An 18,369-nucleotide genomic window follows, 5' to 3' on the forward strand; every position below is an offset into this window, starting at 1 on the left:
CTGGCTGTTGTGGACGGTGGGGCGATCGCCGCGACTATCAAGCTGGTGGGTTCCGCTGCTGAGGTGATTTGGCCAAGTGGGCATCTAGCCATCGGAGCACGTCCACGATGACCTGATCTTTCTCCGGCTCGCTGAGGACTTCGTGATAAAGCCCCTCATACAGCCGCAACGTCTTATCGACGGTGGATGCCCGTTCGTAGAACAGCGTCGCGCCGTTTGCTGAAGAGAGCTTGTCGCCCGTGCCTTGGAGCAAAAGAAAAGGCGTTTCAAACTCGGTCGCGGCGTGCTGGAGTTTTTCCTGAAGATCAATGAGTTCCAGACCGGTTCGAAGCGGAAAACGACCGCGAAAAACGAGAGGGTCCTCACGGAGGGCTTTGAGCACCGCTGGGTCCCGCGATACAGCATGCTGACCGAACCGCCGCGCCGTTTTCAATTGAACGACGCGGATGTCCGGAAAAACTTTCACAAGAAATCGTCCCAGTTCAATCAGCCATCGCGGTATCCGCACGGCAATCATGATAGGCGGGGCACTGAGAACAGCACCTTTGACAGGTGGGCGTCGGGTGGCGCACCACAAAATGATTAGCCCGGCACCCATACTGTGTCCGAAAAGAAAATCCGGCTCTCGGCCAGCCTCGCGGAGTTGCCGGCTGACGTCATCCAGGTCTTCGAGGTACTGATCGACATCGCGAACGCTGACCCTCGGACCTTCCGAACGTCCGTGTCCCCGCAGGTCGATCATTTCCAGACTGTAGCCATGGGACGTCAACTGGTGGGCGAACCACTCATACCTACCGCAGTGTTCGAGAATCCCATGCAATCCGAAAATACGTGCGCGGGGAGAAGAGTCGGCTGGCTCCCAAAGGCGTCCCACCAGCCGGGTGCCGTGGCGCGTTGTCCATGTCGTATCCACGGGTGAGTCAAAGCGCTGATGGACGAAAAATTCCGCTCCTCGGCGTCTCCTTCATAATTTCAGCTCGCGGATAAGTGTTTCCGCTTGGTGATCCGTTGGGATCCACTGGTCGACACCATGCGGACCGATGGTTACCTGCAATTCAGCGGGACTTCGCGAGCCGAGAGCAATCACTTTGACACCCCTCAATTCCGGGTTATCCCTGATTTCACGCAAGGTGCGCGCCGTGTCGCAAGGCGTTTTTCGGGCGGGGAGGGGCTTATCAAAGTCGAAGACGATCAGATCGGGACGGGGATTCTTCGCCAGATAATCCAGAGCCTGGCATCCATTGAGCACGGTCTTCACTTTGAATCCTGCACGCTCGAGCACGGCCGCAATGGGACGCTGGCTTTTCTTGACGTTCTGAACGACCAGGGCCAGCCGTCCCTGCTGCGTTGGAGCGGTCTGTATGGAACAATCCGTCTTTCCGCCTGCAACCACCTGCCGAGTTTCATGAAGGTGGACCAGAGCCTTATGAATTGTTTGATGGGCAAGCTCGATGTTCCCCTGTGACAATTGGGCTTCCGCATACTCGAGAGCCACGACCAGGCAGTCCAGGATTTTCTCGTACGCATCCCGCGTCTTGAACTGTGGCTCTCCGGGGGGCAAATCACCCCGTTGAGACGGGGCAATTCGCAAAGGGGGAGCCTGAGCGGAACTCTGCTGGGAGGTGTTCATCTCTTGCTGGAACGCCTCCAACAATTCTTCACGGAGTACCGGCACCTCCGGTGGCGCATCGATCCCCAACCTCACAGTGGATCCCGAAATCCGCACCACTTGAATAGACGTGTGCACGGTGGGAAGTACAATCCGTTCGTTTTCTCGGCGGGTCAGCACTAACATGACGTCCTCCTTTCCTTGGTTGGTGTCCCCAGAACGATGTCCCATCGTACTGGGCGGCTCCACTCCGTTTGCTACGACGAGCGTGGTGTGGTGGTTGTCAGATTTCTGTGGTTTAGTGGCGTGAATTACGTTGTTAAGTTCTGGTCAATTACTCACAACCAAATATAGTCTGATCTTTCCGCACAGCAGGCACGATGCCGCAAAATCCACGCCGTTGCTACGTTTTATTGACGCACACGGCGGATGGCTCTTACAGCCAAATTCACATTCGCACTTGTCTGGCGAGCGGCATGTAGCACCATGCCCGCCCAGCGGAGACTCTTACGGGAGTCTCGTGGCAAAATGGCGCGTCCGGCGGTCTGGTCCAATCGCCAGATGCAAACAACGTCATCCTGACGAGAAAGAACCTCGAAGGGGACGTCCTTGTCCGTGATCAATTGCCTTTTTAGCAATTCTTCAAAAATTGGCCAAGACCAATTTTTGGAAAACGTGAAATTCAAGAAAAGCGAGACGGACAAGGCGGTTATCGGGTAAAAGCGATCTCAAAAGCTGGCCAGAGCATCCGCTTCGGTCTTAAAAATCTGGAAGATTGTGTCAAACCGGGTAATCTTGAACACTTCGTAAATGTTCGGATTGATCGAGCACAGTTTGACAACACCGCCCCGTTTGGATACCCGATTCTCTAAAGCCCGCAACTTTCCCAAAGCGCCACTGGAAAGAAACTGCACATTGGCGAAATTGAGGAGCAGCTTCGTCCGATTTCCCTGGTCCACCAGCGAAAACAACTCCTGCCCCAGTTCCTGAATCCCCAGGTCATCGGTGATTCGGCTTTCCTTAAAATGAACAACCGTCACATCGTCAACTTCATAAACGTCGATGTGACGGAATTCCCCCAATTGCACGTGGTTGGGTTGAGTCATTGCCGCTGCTCGCTTTTCCGAACTCCTAGATGAGGGAAACCCCGGCCGAAACCCTTCCTCTAAACAGCCTGTTACGATTCACCGGGCCCCCTCCCAGTTCGACCCTATCTTAGCGGGATTTTCTCAACTTGCAAGAGGCACACGGCAACGCCGCACTTTTCGCTCGGCCTTCGCCAAAGAAAACTTTCTCTACCGCGTTCTTCCGAGTCATGGACGTGTGGGCTACGTCCGTTGTTGGGCCGAAAGGACAGCCTCCCGAGCCCTCCAGGCCGCCACGATCAGATCCGCCGTCGTCTCCACTCCCCAGCGTTCCACATTGAGAACGAGGTCGTACCACTGCGGATCATTGACATCCTTATGGAAGAACTGCTGGACGAAGCGTTGCCGGGCCGCTTCGAGCTCCTGCACGAAACGTCGAGCTTCGGATTCGCTGAGCCCCTTCTCTTTTTGAATTCTCGCAACGCGATACTTCTCGGAAGCGACAATCCGGACGGCCAGTCCAGCATCGTCGGGCAACACGAAGCGAATTCCCCTCCCCACAAAAATGACCTGCCCTTTTCGCGCCGCCGCCCAAACCACGCGTTCCAGACAGGCCAGAAACTTGTCACTGGAAATAACATGCGGATCCAGCCATTGTCCCAGTGTATCTCGCACCCAGTTGCCCGGTGACTCGTCAATTGACTCCAACTGGCTTCGCTCCAGGCAAAATCGTTGGGCCATGGCGTCGAGCACGTTTTTGTCGATGACATCCCACTGAAGTTTTTCGCCGACCCGCTGGGCGATTTCTTCCGCGCCGCAACCGGCCTGGCGCGAAATGGTGATGAACGGCCCGATTTTTCTTTGACCCGCATGTGCTTGATCAAATCGAATTACCCGTTCCGCAATCTGCTGGGCTGCTGACCATTTGGCCATCTCTCGCTCGGCCGCCGCCCGAATCCGCGGTTCTCGAATGTCCACCATGGCACCCTCCCGTTTGTTCGATAAGTCCCAAAAAGACAAGCCCTGCGCTACCGGTCATCCCTTGCCCCGGCACTTTCCACCGCGCATTCATTATAACCCCGGTCGTTTTAAAAAATCTAGAAAATTCGCGACCAGATGCTCGTCTTCAGATTGCCCCCGACGTGATCGTTCATGCCTTCGTTGCGGGGCTTCGCTTAAGCAAGTGCAGCGGTGGATGAAATGACCGCAAGAGCCTCGCGAAGATCACACGGGATTCTCGATCGCAGCTTGGACTTCGGGAAACGTTTGCCGGACATCAACGAGCGTTAACCCAAGGAACAGTGCCAGGAAAAGTAAAGCCACAGTAAAAACGATGCCATAAAACGGGTGGTCGTACCGCAAATGCATGAAAAACAGCGCAACCAGAGCAGCTTTCACCGTGGCTATTCCGATCGCCACCAAAAGATTCCCCGACCCCAGGTCGATCCAGGTGGCGGCTACCGTCAGTGCCGTGAGTACCAAAAGCGCGATGAAGACGGCCACCAGGACGTATCCTGGCACTACGTGCCCTCCCGCATGATGTGCCTGGCCTGCATGCTGTGACGCCATAGTCATTCCTCTTGGAAAGTCTCTCGCTTTAGGAGTTGCTTCCCTTACCGGAAGTCTCGCTTGGATCTCAGTGAATCAAATACAGAAGCGGAAACAGATAGATCCAAATCATATCCACAAGGTGCCAGTAGAGGCCGACGTAATCCACCGGCCCGTAGTATTCCGGCCCAAACACTCCTTGAACTGCGCGGATGAGAAGCCAGGTGATGGCGATCATCCCGCCGATGACGTGGAGCGCGTGAAGACCTGTCATACAGAAATAGATGCTGAAGAAGACACCGGCTAGACGTGGTTCGCCAGGGTATTCGGAGCGCTCACCCGCCGTCGCCGCTGCGGTAGACTCTGGCGTGTGTTGTGATGTAGTGGCTTTGCCAGCAGTTGGCGAGGTTACCGGTGACACCGGTTTTGGAGGAGCATCCCCGTGGTGCTCTGCATCCGTCACGTGCGGGTGGTACCAGCCCGCCCAGAGAAGGCCGTGCTCCCATTTCTGACGATATTCCACATATTTCACCCCGAGGAATGCGCCGGCGCAAAGGAGCGTTATGATCAAGCACAGCCGCAATGTCTGTTGCTGACCCAGTTGTGCGGCACGCACCGCCCAGGCCATCGTGAAACTGCTGAAAATAAGGATTGCAGTGTTGAGCGCACCAAGGTTTTTGTGTAAAAAGTGGTGGGCGTAAACGAACACTTCCGGATGATTGGCCCGATAAACCGCGTAGGCACAAAAGAGCCCACCAAAAAAGAGGATTTCCGTCACCAGAAATATCCACATCCCTAGCTTACCAGCCGCAAACTGCTGGGCCATGGAGTCGAAATGGTGGGCCAGGTGTGCAGGATGCTCGCCCGCATGGTGCTCCTGTTCCCCTGTTTGGTGAAATTGTTCCGGGACTTCAACGGAGTGTGTCGCCATCGTCATCACTGCAAAATGGAAACCTGATCGTCAGAAATACATAAATTGTCAAAATTAAGGACCAACCAACTTATCATGTGACGGCGGTCTGTCGCACCCAGTAGCCCTGCGTTTCCGGATCGTAGACCACCTGATCGAGGTCGTATGGATCGAAAGCCGGCGTTATGATGGGAGGACTAAGGAAATTCTCTTTTGGGGGTGGTGAGGGGCATCGCCACTCCAGGGATGCCGAACCCCAGGGATTGGGCGGTGCCTTCTTGCCCCATCGCAACGAACCGAGCAGACAAATGGCAGCCACGACCAACCCGATTGCCGTCAAATATGCCCCTGCTGTGGACATCAAATTGAGGCCTGCAAATTCCGGATGGCGATCAAGCAGGCTGGAATAGTCGAAGTAGCGACGCGGCATCCCGCGGGTGCCCAACACGAATTGTGGGAAGAAGGTCAAATTCAAACCGAGGAATATCAGAAGCGCTCCTAAACGGCCGAGGGTATCGTTGTACATTTTGCCTGTCATTTTCGGCCACCAGTAGTGAAGGCCACCGAGGAAGGCGACGAGCGTTCCACCAAACATCACGTAGTGAAAGTGCGCGACGACGAAGTACGTGTCGTGGAGATGAACATCGGTGGCCAGGGCGCCAAGGAACAGCCCGGTAAGTCCTCCGATTCCGAAAAGGAGGATGAACGCGAGGGCATAGCACATCGGTGTTTGCAGCGAAATACGCCCTTTATACATGGTCGCCAGCCAGTTGAAGACTTTAATCGCCGAAGGAATAGACACGCTGAAAGTCAGCGCGCTGAAGATCATACTGGCCAGCCGCGATTGGCCGCTCGTGAACATATGATGTCCCCAGACGAGAAAACCGAGGATCGCGATGGCCACGCTGGAAAAGGCGATGAAGCGATAGCCGAATATATGTTTGCGACTGAACGTAGAAACCAATTCACTGATAATGCCCATACCCGGCAAAATCATGATATAAACCGCCGGATGAGAGTAAAACCAGAAAAAGTGCTGGAAAAGAACCGGATCACCGCCGAGCTTGGGATCAAAAATGCCCAAACCAAAATTTTTCTCCAGGGCGATCAGCAAAAGTGTGATGCCCAGCACCGGCGTGGCAAGGACCTGAATGATCGCCGTGGCATAGAGCGACCAAACAAAGAGGGGCATGCGAAACCAGCTCATTCCCCGCGGTCTAAGGAAATGAATCGTGGCAATAAAATTGATCCCCGTGAATATAGAGCTGAACCCCAAAATGAACGCTCCCACAACCGCCGTTGTTACCCGCGTATCGGTGGTTGTACTGTAAGGAGTATAAAACGTCCAGCCTGTATCCAGTCCTCCCGTGAACAGCACGACGAGGAAAAACACCAGACCAATCAACCAGAGGTGGAAACTCATGAGGTTAAGGCGGGGAAACGCGACGTCTTTGGCTCCCAGCATGAGCGGCAGCACGAAGTTACCCAGTGCCGCAGGAATACCGGGGATGATGACCAGGAATATCATGATCGCACCATGAAGAGTAAATGCGCGATTGTATTCCTTCGGCGTCAGCAAGTAACGCGGGGGTGTCGGCTGCACGGTGCTCGCGGCGGTAGCTGCTTCTGATTCGGCCGTCAGTTGGGCCGCAGCATCCTGAGAGCTGACGGCACCGGGCGGAGTGGGCTGGCTGGGGCCCACAATCACGGCGGCACTCTCACCGGTGGATATCGTCTGACCGGGGCGATGAACCAGCGCCGGTATCGCCAGATGAGTACGAATCAGCAGCGCGAAAATCCCACCCAGAAGCAACGAGGTCAAGATGCCCACCAGATACATGACCCCGATCCGCTTGTGATCGAGTGTAAAGAGCCATGACCAGATTCCACGGCCATCGTGAAGATAGTCCGGCGGTGTGGCGCGGGCTATTGGCTTGGGTTCTGCAACTTCGGTAACCATCAGTTATGTCCTCCAGCCGACTGATCGGATTTAAGTGACTTAATAAACTCAATAAGGGCAGCAATTTTCTCTTCATCGAGGAGCCCCTGATACGGGGGCATCTGCGGTCGGAATCCTGCTACGACCTTGGCATCGGGCACGAGAATGGACTCGCGAAGATAGTTTTCGTCTGCCGTGACGCTGGATCCATCTGCAAGCTTGACTTCGCTGCCGTAAAGTCCCAGAAACGTCGGCCCGACCTTCGCACTACCGTCGATCGAATGGCACTGTGCGCAGCCCTGACGCTGGTAGAGGATTCGACCGGCTTCGACAGGCGAAAGATTTTTCATGAAATTGGAGGCCTCTTCCAGCCATTTCTCAAACTCGCCCGGACGATGCACAATGACCTTGGCGAGCATCGATGAATGATTGTCTCCACAGTACTCAGCACATAATAAGTCATACTCACCGGGTTGAATCGCTTGAAACCAGGTCGATGTGTATCGCCCCGGTACGAGGTCCATTTTGAGTCGAAAGGCCGGGATAAAGAGACTGTGGATGACGTCACGGCTAGTCATCACGAGCCGGATTGGGCGATCCACAGGCACGTGGAGATTTTCATCGACGTAGCCCGTCGGATAAGTAAAAAACCACTTCCATTTCTGACCGGTCACTCGAATTTCATAGGCGTTCGGCGGAGGAGTCCGCATGTCCATATACCCGGCGAACCCGACCGCGAATATAAATATAATGATCATTGTGGGAATAACTGACCAAGTTAATTCCAGCCAGGTGTTGTGGCTGGGAGAAGGTTCGGGTGCATCCCGGCCAGGACGCACACGATACTTGAGGATGAAAATCGTCATCAGAGTAACGATTAACAGAAAGAAAAATGCGGCCACGTAGAAAAGGAAATAGAACAACCAGTCCACAGCCGATGCCGTTGTGGACCCGGAAGGCGGCAGCCAGAAGCTCCCGCTTTGAGCCAGCGGTAGGAAACCCGCAAGTGAGTCACCTGGCAAATAATTCGTGATTTGTGACGGATCCATACTCATTGAATCTGATCGGGACACCCGAGTAAAACGCTCATGACATCGGTTCGCTGCGAGGCTTTATTGCTCACCTAACCGCTTGTCAACCGACAATGTGGCATCTTCTCCGTGGGCTTCCGGGGGGCTATCCTCTGCATGGCGATGGGTTTTTTCACGCCACCACCACACCGCCAGGACTGCCCCCAGCACACACACCGTCAGGGCACCTCCTACCTGCATCAGCCGGTAGGCGGCTAGGGTGTAGGTGCCCCGAGTGGGGTCATAATGGAAGCAGAATAAGAGGATACGATCGGTCGTCGTCCCAATTTTGCCTTCGCTCGCTTCCAAAAGCGCGAGGCGAATATTTTGGGCGGGATACTCCACCCCGTAAAGGTAACGCGAAATTTTTCCTTCCGGCGTACAGACAATAGTCACTGCCGGATGAATAAATTGTTTTGTCGCCGGGTCGTAGCGATAATAAAAGCCCACGCTGTTCGCCAGACGCTTAATATTTTCCTCTTTGCCAGTCAAAAAGAACCAGCCGCGATCAGCTTCGGGGCGTTGATAAGCTGCGAGATAGTGGCGTTTGGTGGCGGCTGCCCGGTCAGTTGTCTCCTCGGGATTAATGCTCACCGTGATCATGCGAAATTTGCCGCCGAGTGTCCAATCAAGAGATTCTAGCCCTTCGAAAAGTCCATTAAGTTGAAGGTGGCAGAGCTTGGGGCAATTTGAATAGTTGAGGGTCAGCAGTACTGGCGTTTTGCCGTCGAACAGGTCCTTCAGTCGGACCGATTGCCCCTCGGAGGTTGTGAAATCCAGATCCAGCGGGAGCGTGTTCCCGAGTTTTTCGTCAACCCCTACACCTTCCAGTTCGTTGGGAGCAGTTTCGGACAACTGGGCGTTCGCGTTTGCCCCGAACAGGAACAGCCCGCACGCTAGAAATATCTTGGAGAGCCGGCCTCGTGACATGTTCAGCTCCTACCATTTGTTGCGAGCTTCATATGTGAACCGCGCTGGTGGAATACGCCTGGTTCAACGTTGAACAACTGCTTCGGTCTTTTGAAATTTTATGCCCTAACGCCGATCCGCTCCAACAATTGTGTGGAACTTTCAATTTTTTATCTCGGTCGCCGGTTTGTTCGGACGTGATTCAGCCTCGGGCGTGGCCTGACCGGTCTCGTCCTTGGCTTGGGCGGCGGGAGTGGTCGGCTGTAGCATTCCCCCGATTTCAGTAGGCGGTCGCCCAGCCTGCAGGTCGCGGAGTACCAGACGCATGGCCTGCTCAATGGGTAGGACGCCCGCTTCCTTTCCCACCTGCGACGCCACCGCGTTGAGGCGGAGTTGCTGCTCCGTTTTCACCGCCACGATTTCTTCAGGCAGTACCTGCCGGTTCCGGGCTTCAACCCGGCTCACCCAGGCATAGTAAATCACCTGGAGCAGAATAATGATTGCAAAGACAATGAGTGCTCCCACAAACCCAATCAGGCCGATAACGGTCGCGTTGACATCTTTTTCGCCCTGGACCTGGGGTTCTATTTCTGCATTGTGGACAGTTTGGCTACTCATCATGGGCCACCAGTTCTCAAGTTACATAATTCCACAATTACCGATGCTAATTCGCATCATTTCACGCCACCTCATGGTGAATTGCCTCGTCCAGGCGTGGATCACGCACAGGAATAGGCGCGTACCGCGTCAAGCCTCTCAGGACGATTCCGGTCATAATTCCGAACACACCCGCCCCGCCAAGAATTCCGCCGACCAGTGATAAAGGGCTCACAGCTGCATGCCAGTTCGGTTTGATCAGCCAATACAGGTCCAGCCAATGAAATCCCAGCAACCATACGGCAAAGAATCCCAGCGTCCAGGAATTGCGCTTGATTGCCCGGGGCATCATTCCCACGAGCGGGATCAACAGGTGCCCGAAAATAAGGCCCAGCGATATAAATAACCAAATTCCCTGCTGGCGTGGTAGATAGAACTGAGATTCCTCGGGAATATTGCCATACCAAATAAGCATGTATTGTGAAAACGCGATGTATCCCCAAAAAATGACGAATCCAAAGAGGAGTTTTCCGAGATCATGATAATGCTCGACAGTCACAACCCGACGAGAAATAAGACCCAGTCGCTGGGCGATCAGGAGAATCAGGATCAAACCGGCCAGTCCTCCCACCACGCATCCGGAAAAGATATACACCGGAAAAATGGTGCTATACCATGCAGGGGAGAGGGACATCACCCAGTCAAGGGCCGCCAGGGTGACGGTCGCCGTAAACAGAAGTGCGGCTGCTGGACTCCATTTTTCCATCATCCGAGTCCAGCCAGGGTCTCCATCCGTATCCTGAGCAACCGAGCGCGTCAGGTAGAATCGACCTAACCACCACCATACTGCCAAACAAAAGGCTGCCCGCAATAAGAAAAACGGAATATTTAGATAGACCGTTTTATGACGTAATTCGGGATGGTGCAGAAAGAAATCGCCTGCCGCCCAGGGATAAAGATTCAGCCCATTGATAAACAAAGTGATGGCGATCGGCAAAAGCGCGACGGCCACGAGGGTGGGCGTGGCACCGGCCATCAACTCGGCGGTACGACGCACCGTGACGCTCCAACCAGCACGCGTCAAATGTTGAAGGAATACAAAGAACAAAGCCCCAAGCATGATACTCACTAGAAAGGTGTAGTGCACGAGATAATCCTGCATCCATCCGGCAAAAGATCCACCGGAGAGCACAAAACCGAGGATGATCGCGATCACTCCGCCAATTGTGCAGACTTGGGGCGCTCGAGATGCTCCCGTGGTTGAGGAGTTCATTGAAGATTGAACCGCCGAATTGATGTCCGTCAATTCCGTCGCTTGCATTACCGATCCCATGTGCGATTCAGTCAAAGGTCAAACGGATTCCCTATTATGCAGTTGGTGGCCTGGGTTTTAATGGCGCATGTCTCCAGCGAGATTGCCCTTTATGTGCCCTTCATTCACGGGAGCCGCGCTTGCGGTGGCGGTGCCGGCGGAAGGGGCAGAATCCTGAAAATCCTCCGGATAGGGAGCGCGTGCCCGCTGGAGTGCCCTCACATATAGCACGATGGCCCAGCGATCTTCCGGCGGAATTTGCACTGCATAGGGAGGCATACTGTAAAGGCCTTCGCGCACCACGCCCTGGGTGATGGTTTCAAAAATCTTGCCCACCGGCTGCTCGCGGACAGCCTGACCGGTCAGACTGGCCGGGGGAACCCAGGTTGCTTCACCCCGAGCACGCGCGCGACGGGACGTCATGCCATCATACTGTCCTGCCTCACCTGTCCAGCCGTGGCATGTGGCGCAGTAAATGTCGTACCGTTCGCGGCCCCGCCGCATGACGTCCTCGTTGACCGGGATTGGGAATTCGGTGAGATATTCGTTGCCAACTTTCCCCGTCAGAAATCCGTCGGGCGGAGGCTGCCAATGGGGGTCGAACGGCACGGTGCCTGGTACTCGCGGACGCATGGCCCGACGGTCGGCAAAGAGCGAACTGACGGCCTGTGTCTGATATTTGGGCTGAAAGTCCATGTCTTTGATGATATGAATACGGGGCTTTTCCTGCGGAGTTTCCGCGGTATGCTGTCGTGCCAAAGCAATGAACAGCGGGGGCAACAGCGCGAGAACGGCCAGAACCAGCAATCCCCGTTTGATTACCGCCGGGATGGCGTCATCGCCTTCGGGGGCGGGGCACAGTTCCACACTTTCCGCACCGAGATTCCGCAGCCATTCGGCCGTTCGCTCGGGATGAAACTGAGGGTCTTTGGCCTCGATGGAGACCAGAAAGGCATCTGTGGTCACTCGCGCAAACGAGGCTGCCGTGCTTGCCGGGTAAAGAAGTCGCGGTAGTCCGTTGAGCAGAATCGCGCCGAGAAAGGCGGTGAGGGCGGCGAAGAGCACCGTCAGTTCAAAGATGATGGGGACGTTGGCGGGCAGGCTGAAAAACGGTTTCCCGCTGATGATCAGAGGATAGGCGACTCCGTTGGCCCACCATTGAAGGACCAGGGCACCCAGTGCCCCCGTGGCTCCCGCCCCGGCCACCAGCCAGGGGAGAATGGTGGGCCGTATCTTCATCGCCCGATCAAGACCGTGGATCGGGAATGGAGTGTGGCAATCCCAATATCGGTAGCCGGCGGCTGCAATCTGCCGTGCCGCCGTCAGCAAGTCTCCAGGCGAGGCAAATCGGGCTACGATGCCCACATACTGCGGCTGGAGCGAATTCGGCTCTGTTGAGTTGTCACTATTTTTGCTCATAACTTTCTAACGCAGTGCGCTCACGTACTTTTGGTGTTCTTTTTTATCGCGCGTATTCCAGTTCGGAGGGCGCATGCTCTTCTGCGGCGTGGCGGTGATGGACCTGGGCCTGCGGCAACACGGTTTTCACCTCGGCCATCGCTACCATGGGTAGATACCGGCAGAAGAGCAGAAACAGGGTGAAAAATATTCCGAAACTACCAATCAACATGAGAAAGTCAATGAGTGTCGGCTTGTAAAGGGCCCAGCTTCCTGGGAGGAAATCTCGGCTGAGTGAAGTCACGATGATGACAAAGCGTTCAAACCACATCCCAATATTGACGAATATGGCAATAATCCACATGATCCAGGGAGTGGTTCGGCATTTTTTGAACCAGAAGAGTTGAGGGATCGCTACATTGCAGATGACCATCGTCCAGTATGCCCAGGCATAGGGCCCTAGCGCGCGATTGATAAATGTGAACAGTTCATATTTATTCCCGCTGTACCATGCCATAAAGACCTCAATCAGATACGCATAGCCAACCATAAAACTGGTCGCAAGAATAAATTTATTCATGTTATCCAAATGGCGAAGTGTGACGAGATCTTTGAGGCCGAAAAACTCTCGTGCGGGGACCATGAGAGTGACCACCATGGCGAATCCGCTAAAAATCGCCCCGGCCACAAAATATGGTGGAAAGATAGTTGTATGCCATCCGGGGATTAACGAGACGGCAAAGTCGAAACTCACGACCGAATGGACGCTCAAAACAAGCGGCGTGGCCAGGGCTGCTAAAAACAGATAGGCCTTTTCGAAACGGTGCCAGTGTCGTGCCGAGCCTGACCATCCCAGAGAAAAAAGCCCATACAGTAGTCGCGGCAGCGGGCGAGTTGCTCGATCGCGGAGCGTGGCCAGATCGGGAATCATTCCTAAGTACCAGAACAGTACGGACACGGTCATGTAGGTGCCCACGGCAAAAACGTCCCATAAGAGGGGGCTTCTAAAATTGGGCCACATGCCCATCGGGTTGGGGTACGGCAACAACCAGTACACGTACCACACCCGGCCCACGTGAATGGCTGGAAAAATGCCGGCGCATACCACGGCAAACACGGTCATTGCTTCCGCGAACCGGTTGATACTCGTCCGCCAGTGTTGACGGAAAAGGAACAAGATGGCCGAAATGAGCGTTCCCGCGTGCCCAATTCCCACCCAGAACACAAAATTGACGATGGGAAATCCCCAAAATACCGGACTGTTGTTTCCCCAGATTCCAATGCCGGTTACGAAAAGGTACCCCGTCAGGACGACGAACATCGTGGCCAGTGAGGCAGCCACGGCAAAACTGAGTTTCCAGGCAAGCGTGGTTCCGGGACGTTCCGGAATCCGCGCGACCGTTTCCGTCACCGTCGCGAAATCGTGCTGGCCTAACACCAGCGGTGGTCGCGACGTCGGATCGCTCATCGTGTTGTCCACTTCCGGTTGTCTGGAAATCGTTGACGCCGAGCCCATGGAAGGTTCTCTTCTCCCCTGGTTGTTCTATATCGCGTGCTAATAAACTTGGCTAAGCACCGTGTTCATGGGTGGCCGCGGGTTCCCTATACTCGATCGCCTGCAATGCCGGATGCGGGTTGCGGACCCGCGCAAGATACTTTGTGCGGGGCTTCACATTCAGTTCTGCCAGCATCCCGTAAGCCCGATTGGACTGATGAAGCTGAGCGACCGCGCTACTGGGGTCCGCCAGGTCGCCGAACACGATCGCCTGGGCCGGACACACCTGCTGGCAGGCAGTCTGGATTTCCCCATCGATGAGCGGGCGACGCTGGTTTTTGGCCTCGATTTTGGCATTCTGAATCCGCTGCACACAGTATGTACACTTTTCCATCACCCCCCGGGAACGGATCGTCACCTCGGGGTTGTACACCATTTTCTGAACTTCATTCCGCGGATTATCCAAATCTTTGTGATAATAGAAGTAATTGAACCGGCGAACTTTATAGGGGCAGTTGTTCGCGCAGTAACGCGTGCCAATACACCGGTTATAGACCATGTCGTTGAGTCCTTCGTGGCTGTGAACGGTGGCCGCCACGGGACAAACTTGCTCGCACGGAGCCATCTCGCACTGCTGGCACATGACAGGCTGATGCACAGTGCGAGGATTCTCAGGCGTCCCGGTGAAGTAGCGATCGATCCGGATCCAGTGCATTTCGCGACTTCGCATCACCTGGGCCGGACCTACTACGGGGATATTATTCTCGGCCTGGCAGGCCACGACGCATGCCCCACAACCGATGCACTTGGAAAGATCTACCGCCATCCCCCAGCGATGGCCGTCGTACGTATGTTCGGGCCAGAGCGACTCGAGTGGGGGATGATGAACCACCTCCTCCGCGGAATAAGGTTCATGGGGATCGGTCAGTCGTTCTAACGTGACTTCTCTGACCAGTTCGCCTAACCGCTCCACGCGCCCCTGAAGTCCCACACGGTCAATAAGGTGATGGTCCTGAACGCTGGCCAGCGGTTGATTGCGGGGAAGTTTCGTCACTTTGACGCCGGAGAAAACAAACTGGGAGGCGTCCGATCGCAAAGCGTACGTGTTGACGCCCACTGGCGGGATGTTCTCCCGCACGAGCCCCCCGACATGTCCTGCGGCACTCCGCCCGTAGCCTAGCGAAACGACCACTGTCCGGGGCGGGATTCCGGGCACCACGACCACCGGCAAGTCGAGCGTTGCACTACTCACCTCCAGCCGAATGACGGAACCGTCCTTGCAATCCAGGCCACGTGCGGTTTCCACCCCGATGACAGCGGCGTTACCCCAAGTGAGGCGGGTCACAGGGTCGGGCCACTCCTGAAGCCACGCGTTGTTCGCGAATCGGCCATCGTAGACCGAGTAGTCAGCGGTGAGCAGAACGGATACCGAATTTCCGGTGGATTTTTCTCCCGCCACAAAACGTTCCACGGCATCCCCGGGAATTTCCCTTTTTGCCGTGTTAGCGAGCTCGGTGAGGGAATTAAGCTGACGATTTTCCTCTCGAAACAAGCCCTGGGCGAGACATCTTTCCCAGTCCGCGGCTTGGGAGTGCGGGTACCGCGCTTGGAACGTTTCATAAACCCAATCCTGGGCGTTCTTATTTGCATCTAGAAAGAGGCTGAGCAACTCGATGACGCTTTTGCCGCCCCAAAGTGGGGCGATCATGGGTTGCACCACCGTATACGTGCCGTCCCAGGTTTCGGCGTCGCCCCAGGCTTCCAAAAAATGAGCCATGGGAATATGCCAGCGGCAGGACAGGGCCGTCTCATCGGCATAAAGGCCAAGGTGAGCAGAAAACGGTATTCTCTCGATGAGTTGGTTCAGCTTCATCGCCAATGGAGCGCTGTAGACCGGGTTCGTGTCAGCAAACAGAATGTTCTGCACGCTGCCTGATACCAGAAGCTCGTGAAGTGCGTGGAGGCTTTCTGCTGTGCGCGCAGTCATCGGATCGGATACAGGCAGGTACACGACCGGTCCACCCAGACTCTCCAGTCTCTTGTTGATTCGTGCGACGGCTGCGTGGACTTCCGGGCCCAGCCAGTTGCCCGCCGCCACCACGGAGCGACCTCGGTATTGCCACAGATCTTCTGCGACGGCCTTCAGAAATACCGCACGATACCGCGCCTCCGGCGACTGATCGGGGCTGGAGCCGATATCCGGGAGCGATTCGCCCGCGGCAAGGGTTGCGAGGCAGTTTTCCAGGGCATCGACGAACGCCGAGATTTCGCCAGGTGAAAGCGGCAGCCGATGATCCGCCGAGGAACCGGAGAGAGTCCAGCGAGTCTCGACTGCGTAAAGCCGCGACATGCGGTCGGGGTTTCCGTCGCGTGTGGCCGCGAAATCTCGGGCAGCACGAACATGTCCCGTCGACTCAAAAAACAGGTCGGCATCCAGCGCAAGGATGACTTTGGCCTGATTCAGCCGATAGACAGGGCGGGCCTCCACCCCGAAGGCTTCCCGCGTGCCCCTTCGCACAAAATCGTCATGCAGAGGCTCGTAGGTGAACCATTGGGCCTTCGGCCAGCGCTGTTCGAGAAGTTTCCGCAAACGCCGCACGGTGGGGGAGGATGTTGCTCCGGTAACAAACACCCAGCCTTCGCCGCTTGATGTAGCGGCAACTCGCTCGCGCAGGGCCGCTGTGAAGTCTTCCCAGGAACGCACGACCCATTGACCGTCGGATCGGGCGATGACGTCGCGACTTCGATCGGGGTCGTAAAGTTGCAGGACGGCAGCCTGAGCAAAGGCATCGGTACCACCCAGGCTGCTGGGATGGACTGGGTTGCCCTCCAGCTTGATCGGCCGTCCGTCCACGCATGTGGCCACCAGCCCCGTCACTTCACCAGAGAGATCCATGGCGGTGGCAAAGCGTTCGGGCTTGCCGGGGATTCGGCCAGTCGGGCGATGCACGAAGGGGACAATTTCCGTTTTCTCCCAGCGGCACCCCGCAAAACCGGCGAGGGTAAACGACGCGGCCATCAGTTGCAGCCAGCGCCGTCGGGAGAGTCCCTCGAGATCGACACCGTGAGGAAATTCTTTGGCAATCCACTCCCGGAATTCCGGAGTGTTTGCCAGTTCGTCCAGTGTCCGCCAATACCGGGGATTATAATCGGCAATCGGCTCACCTTGGCGACTCATCGATGACATGTGGAACAACTCGTTGAAGGTTGAATGTTATTCTTCCGTCGCAATTCTTCGCCTATTCGTTGTTGCTCCTCCGGAGATCCCGCCTGCCAGGCGAGATTGGTGATTTGATCCTGGGGACGAAGGTGCTGTTCGGGATTGCGGTGGCATTCCAAGCACCACCCCATTCGCAGGGTTTTGGCCTGGTAAACCCGGTCCATACGGTCCACGCGATCATGGCATTCCACACAACTGACGCCGCGGTTCACGTGAGCACTGTGATCGAAATAGACAAAATCGGGTAGATCGTGGACGCGCACCCAGGGAATCGGCTGGCCAGTTGCATAGCTTTCTCGCACCAGTGCCAGTTTGGGACTGTTCGCGGCGATCCGATCATGACAATTCATGCAGATTTCTGTAGACGGGATCGCGGCATGAGCTGCTTTCTCCACCGTGGTGTGGCAGTAGCGACAGTCCAACCCGAGTTCGCCGGCATGCAGAGCGTGGGAGAAGGGCACGGGTTGCGCGGGGGAGTAGCCAATGTCGATCGTTTGCGGATCGGCAGCAAACCACGCGACACCCAAGAGATAAAGCGGGAGAAACAGAAGGAGCGCACCAAAGATGGGGCGGGCACGATCGAACCACAATGGTAAGTAGGGCTTGAACATACCGGGTTGTTGAACCACTGCTGAAATTGATCGCAATGTCACCATCGGGACGGGGACTTGCCCGAACCCAGCGACGCCCGTTGGTCCGGACAATCGGCGGCACTCAAGACCTCCCAAACTTAGGGAGAGCCTAACCGGACGCAACCCCTTCCGGCAGCAACCTGCCATGGGGCCTGCCAGTGGGAGAGAACCCCTCCCGATGTGTGCAGTTTCTTACTGGCACAAATTGGTTAATTGCATCAATAGGATTATAAACGGATTCGCTTCGAGGGCGATGAGGGAGGTCGCGATTGCCATCACTTTGCGTTTTGGTGGCCGGCTTCGGTCGAGGATTGGAGGCGAATCCCGAACAATAGTGCCATGATAAGTCATGTTAATGAAGCGTCAAGTCAGAAAAATAGTATCTTTAATGCTTGTACGAGGTCTTGGTTCTCTTCTGGACAGTTTGGAAAGTGACAATGCGGAGGGTGTCCGGGCAGCAAACCGTCTGTTGAGCGAGCTGGGCGGCAAAGCTGTTTGCGTTATGAACAACAACAACAAGGTGGCGCGGCAAATGTGCCCCTCCGGTTCAACAGAACAATACGCTGGTGAGGGCCGCTTTGGGGCTTTAGTGAGCCGGTGGGATCAATGAGATTACCCTTCCCCCCTAAGGGATGGCATGCGATA

The 18,369-nt window shown here is 55.6% G+C and carries 15 protein-coding genes; all 15 read right to left on the reverse strand.

The features are described 5' to 3' along the window. Positions 1–37 precede the first annotated feature (37 nt). The 15 genes from ABJK56_RS17155 to ABJK56_RS17225 all read right to left on the reverse strand — a co-directional run bounded on the left by ABJK56_RS17155 (position 38) and on the right by ABJK56_RS17225 (position 17,703). Complete coding sequence (locus ABJK56_RS17155) at positions 38–913, reverse strand: lysophospholipase (RefSeq protein ID WP_347245905.1); 876 nt, start codon at positions 911–913, stop codon at positions 38–40. A 51-nt stretch (positions 914–964) separates the two neighbouring features. Further along, a complete protein-coding gene (locus ABJK56_RS17160; protein WP_347245906.1) occupies positions 965–1,795 on the reverse strand; it encodes a carbon storage regulator in 831 nt (276 codons plus the stop codon). A gap of 542 nt (positions 1,796–2,337) precedes the next feature. After that, entirely contained in the window at positions 2,338–2,715 is a 378-nt protein-coding gene (locus ABJK56_RS17165; protein WP_347245907.1) for an STAS domain-containing protein, read from the reverse strand. A gap of 222 nt (positions 2,716–2,937) precedes the next feature. Further along, positions 2,938–3,675, reverse strand: a complete 738-nt coding sequence (locus ABJK56_RS17170) for a cytidylate kinase-like family protein (protein WP_347245908.1) — start codon at positions 3,673–3,675, stop codon at positions 2,938–2,940. Positions 3,676–3,918: 243 nt separating this feature from the next. After that, positions 3,919–4,263, reverse strand: coding sequence for a cytochrome C oxidase subunit IV family protein (locus tag ABJK56_RS17175; protein ID WP_347245909.1), 345 nt, complete (start codon positions 4,261–4,263; stop codon positions 3,919–3,921). Between the two features lie 67 nt (positions 4,264–4,330). Continuing rightward, positions 4,331–5,173 carry a cytochrome c oxidase subunit 3 family protein gene (locus ABJK56_RS17180; RefSeq protein WP_347245910.1) on the reverse strand — a complete coding sequence of 281 codons (843 nt, stop codon included), beginning with the start codon at positions 5,171–5,173 and terminating at the stop codon, positions 4,331–4,333. Positions 5,174–5,246: 73 nt separating this feature from the next. Next, positions 5,247–7,112 carry a cbb3-type cytochrome c oxidase subunit I gene (locus ABJK56_RS17185; protein WP_347245911.1) on the reverse strand — a complete coding sequence of 622 codons (1,866 nt, stop codon included), beginning with the start codon at positions 7,110–7,112 and terminating at the stop codon, positions 5,247–5,249. Then, positions 7,112–8,140, reverse strand: a complete 1,029-nt coding sequence (gene coxB / locus ABJK56_RS17190; RefSeq protein WP_347245912.1) for a cytochrome c oxidase subunit II — start codon at positions 8,138–8,140, stop codon at positions 7,112–7,114. Before coxB ends, ABJK56_RS17185 begins: the two co-directional genes overlap by 1 nt. A 63-nt stretch (positions 8,141–8,203) precedes the next feature. After that, positions 8,204–9,091 carry an SCO family protein gene (locus ABJK56_RS17195; protein WP_347245913.1) on the reverse strand — a complete coding sequence of 296 codons (888 nt, stop codon included), beginning with the start codon at positions 9,089–9,091 and terminating at the stop codon, positions 8,204–8,206. A 141-nt stretch (positions 9,092–9,232) separates the two neighbouring features. Next, on the reverse strand, positions 9,233–9,688 hold the full coding sequence (locus ABJK56_RS17200; protein ID WP_347245914.1) for a hypothetical protein: 456 nt from the start codon (positions 9,686–9,688) through the stop codon (positions 9,233–9,235). Positions 9,689–9,749: 61 nt separating this feature from the next. Further along, positions 9,750–10,940: a quinol:cytochrome C oxidoreductase gene (locus ABJK56_RS17205; RefSeq protein WP_347245915.1), complete on the reverse strand. Its 1,191-nt coding sequence runs from the start codon at positions 10,938–10,940 to the stop codon at positions 9,750–9,752. A gap of 117 nt (positions 10,941–11,057) precedes the next feature. Then, positions 11,058–12,398, reverse strand: coding sequence for a quinol:electron acceptor oxidoreductase subunit ActD (locus tag ABJK56_RS17210; RefSeq protein WP_347245916.1), 1,341 nt, complete (start codon positions 12,396–12,398; stop codon positions 11,058–11,060). Positions 12,399–12,441: 43 nt separating this feature from the next. Further along, a complete protein-coding gene (gene nrfD / locus ABJK56_RS17215; protein ID WP_347245917.1) occupies positions 12,442–13,893 on the reverse strand; it encodes an NrfD/PsrC family molybdoenzyme membrane anchor subunit in 1,452 nt (483 codons plus the stop codon). 52 nt (positions 13,894–13,945) lie between these two features. Further along, on the reverse strand, positions 13,946–17,059 hold the full coding sequence (locus ABJK56_RS17220; RefSeq protein WP_347245918.1) for a TAT-variant-translocated molybdopterin oxidoreductase: 3,114 nt from the start codon (positions 17,057–17,059) through the stop codon (positions 13,946–13,948). Next, positions 17,047–17,703, reverse strand: a complete 657-nt coding sequence (locus tag ABJK56_RS17225) for a cytochrome c3 family protein (protein ID WP_347245919.1) — start codon at positions 17,701–17,703, stop codon at positions 17,047–17,049. Before ABJK56_RS17225 ends, ABJK56_RS17220 begins: the two co-directional genes overlap by 13 nt. Positions 17,704–18,369 lie beyond the last annotated feature (666 nt).

The organism is Thermogutta sp. (genome assembly GCF_039793925.1).
In the GTDB taxonomy this organism is placed as follows: domain Bacteria; phylum Planctomycetota; class Planctomycetia; order Pirellulales; family Thermoguttaceae; genus Thermogutta.

Bases quoted from the DNA above. Each gene is read 5' to 3' on its own strand.
- ABJK56_RS17185 (WP_347245911.1), bottom strand. From the start codon at position 7,112: ATGGTTACCGAAGTTGCAGAACCCAAGCCAATAGCCCGCGCCACACCG.
- ABJK56_RS17210 (WP_347245916.1), bottom strand. From the start codon at position 12,398: ATGAGCAAAAATAGTGACAACTCAACAGAGCCGAATTCGCTCCAGCCG.
- nrfD (WP_347245917.1), bottom strand. From the start codon at position 13,893: ATGGGCTCGGCGTCAACGATTTCCAGACAACCGGAAGTGGACAACACG.
- ABJK56_RS17220 (WP_347245918.1), bottom strand. From the start codon at position 17,059: ATGTCATCGATGAGTCGCCAAGGTGAGCCGATTGCCGATTATAATCCC.
- ABJK56_RS17225 (WP_347245919.1), bottom strand. From the start codon at position 17,703: ATGTTCAAGCCCTACTTACCATTGTGGTTCGATCGTGCCCGCCCCATC.
- ABJK56_RS17175 (WP_347245909.1), bottom strand. From the start codon at position 4,263: ATGGCGTCACAGCATGCAGGCCAGGCACATCATGCGGGAGGGCACGTA.
- ABJK56_RS17180 (WP_347245910.1), bottom strand. From the start codon at position 5,173: ATGGCGACACACTCCGTTGAAGTCCCGGAACAATTTCACCAAACAGGG.
- ABJK56_RS17165 (WP_347245907.1), bottom strand. From the start codon at position 2,715: ATGACTCAACCCAACCACGTGCAATTGGGGGAATTCCGTCACATCGAC.
- ABJK56_RS17195 (WP_347245913.1), bottom strand. From the start codon at position 9,091: ATGTCACGAGGCCGGCTCTCCAAGATATTTCTAGCGTGCGGGCTGTTC.
- ABJK56_RS17200 (WP_347245914.1), bottom strand. From the start codon at position 9,688: ATGAGTAGCCAAACTGTCCACAATGCAGAAATAGAACCCCAGGTCCAG.
- coxB (WP_347245912.1), bottom strand. From the start codon at position 8,140: ATGGATCCGTCACAAATCACGAATTATTTGCCAGGTGACTCACTTGCG.
- ABJK56_RS17170 (WP_347245908.1), bottom strand. From the start codon at position 3,675: ATGGTGGACATTCGAGAACCGCGGATTCGGGCGGCGGCCGAGCGAGAG.
- ABJK56_RS17160 (WP_347245906.1), bottom strand. From the start codon at position 1,795: ATGTTAGTGCTGACCCGCCGAGAAAACGAACGGATTGTACTTCCCACC.
- ABJK56_RS17205 (WP_347245915.1), bottom strand. From the start codon at position 10,940: ATGAACTCCTCAACCACGGGAGCATCTCGAGCGCCCCAAGTCTGCACA.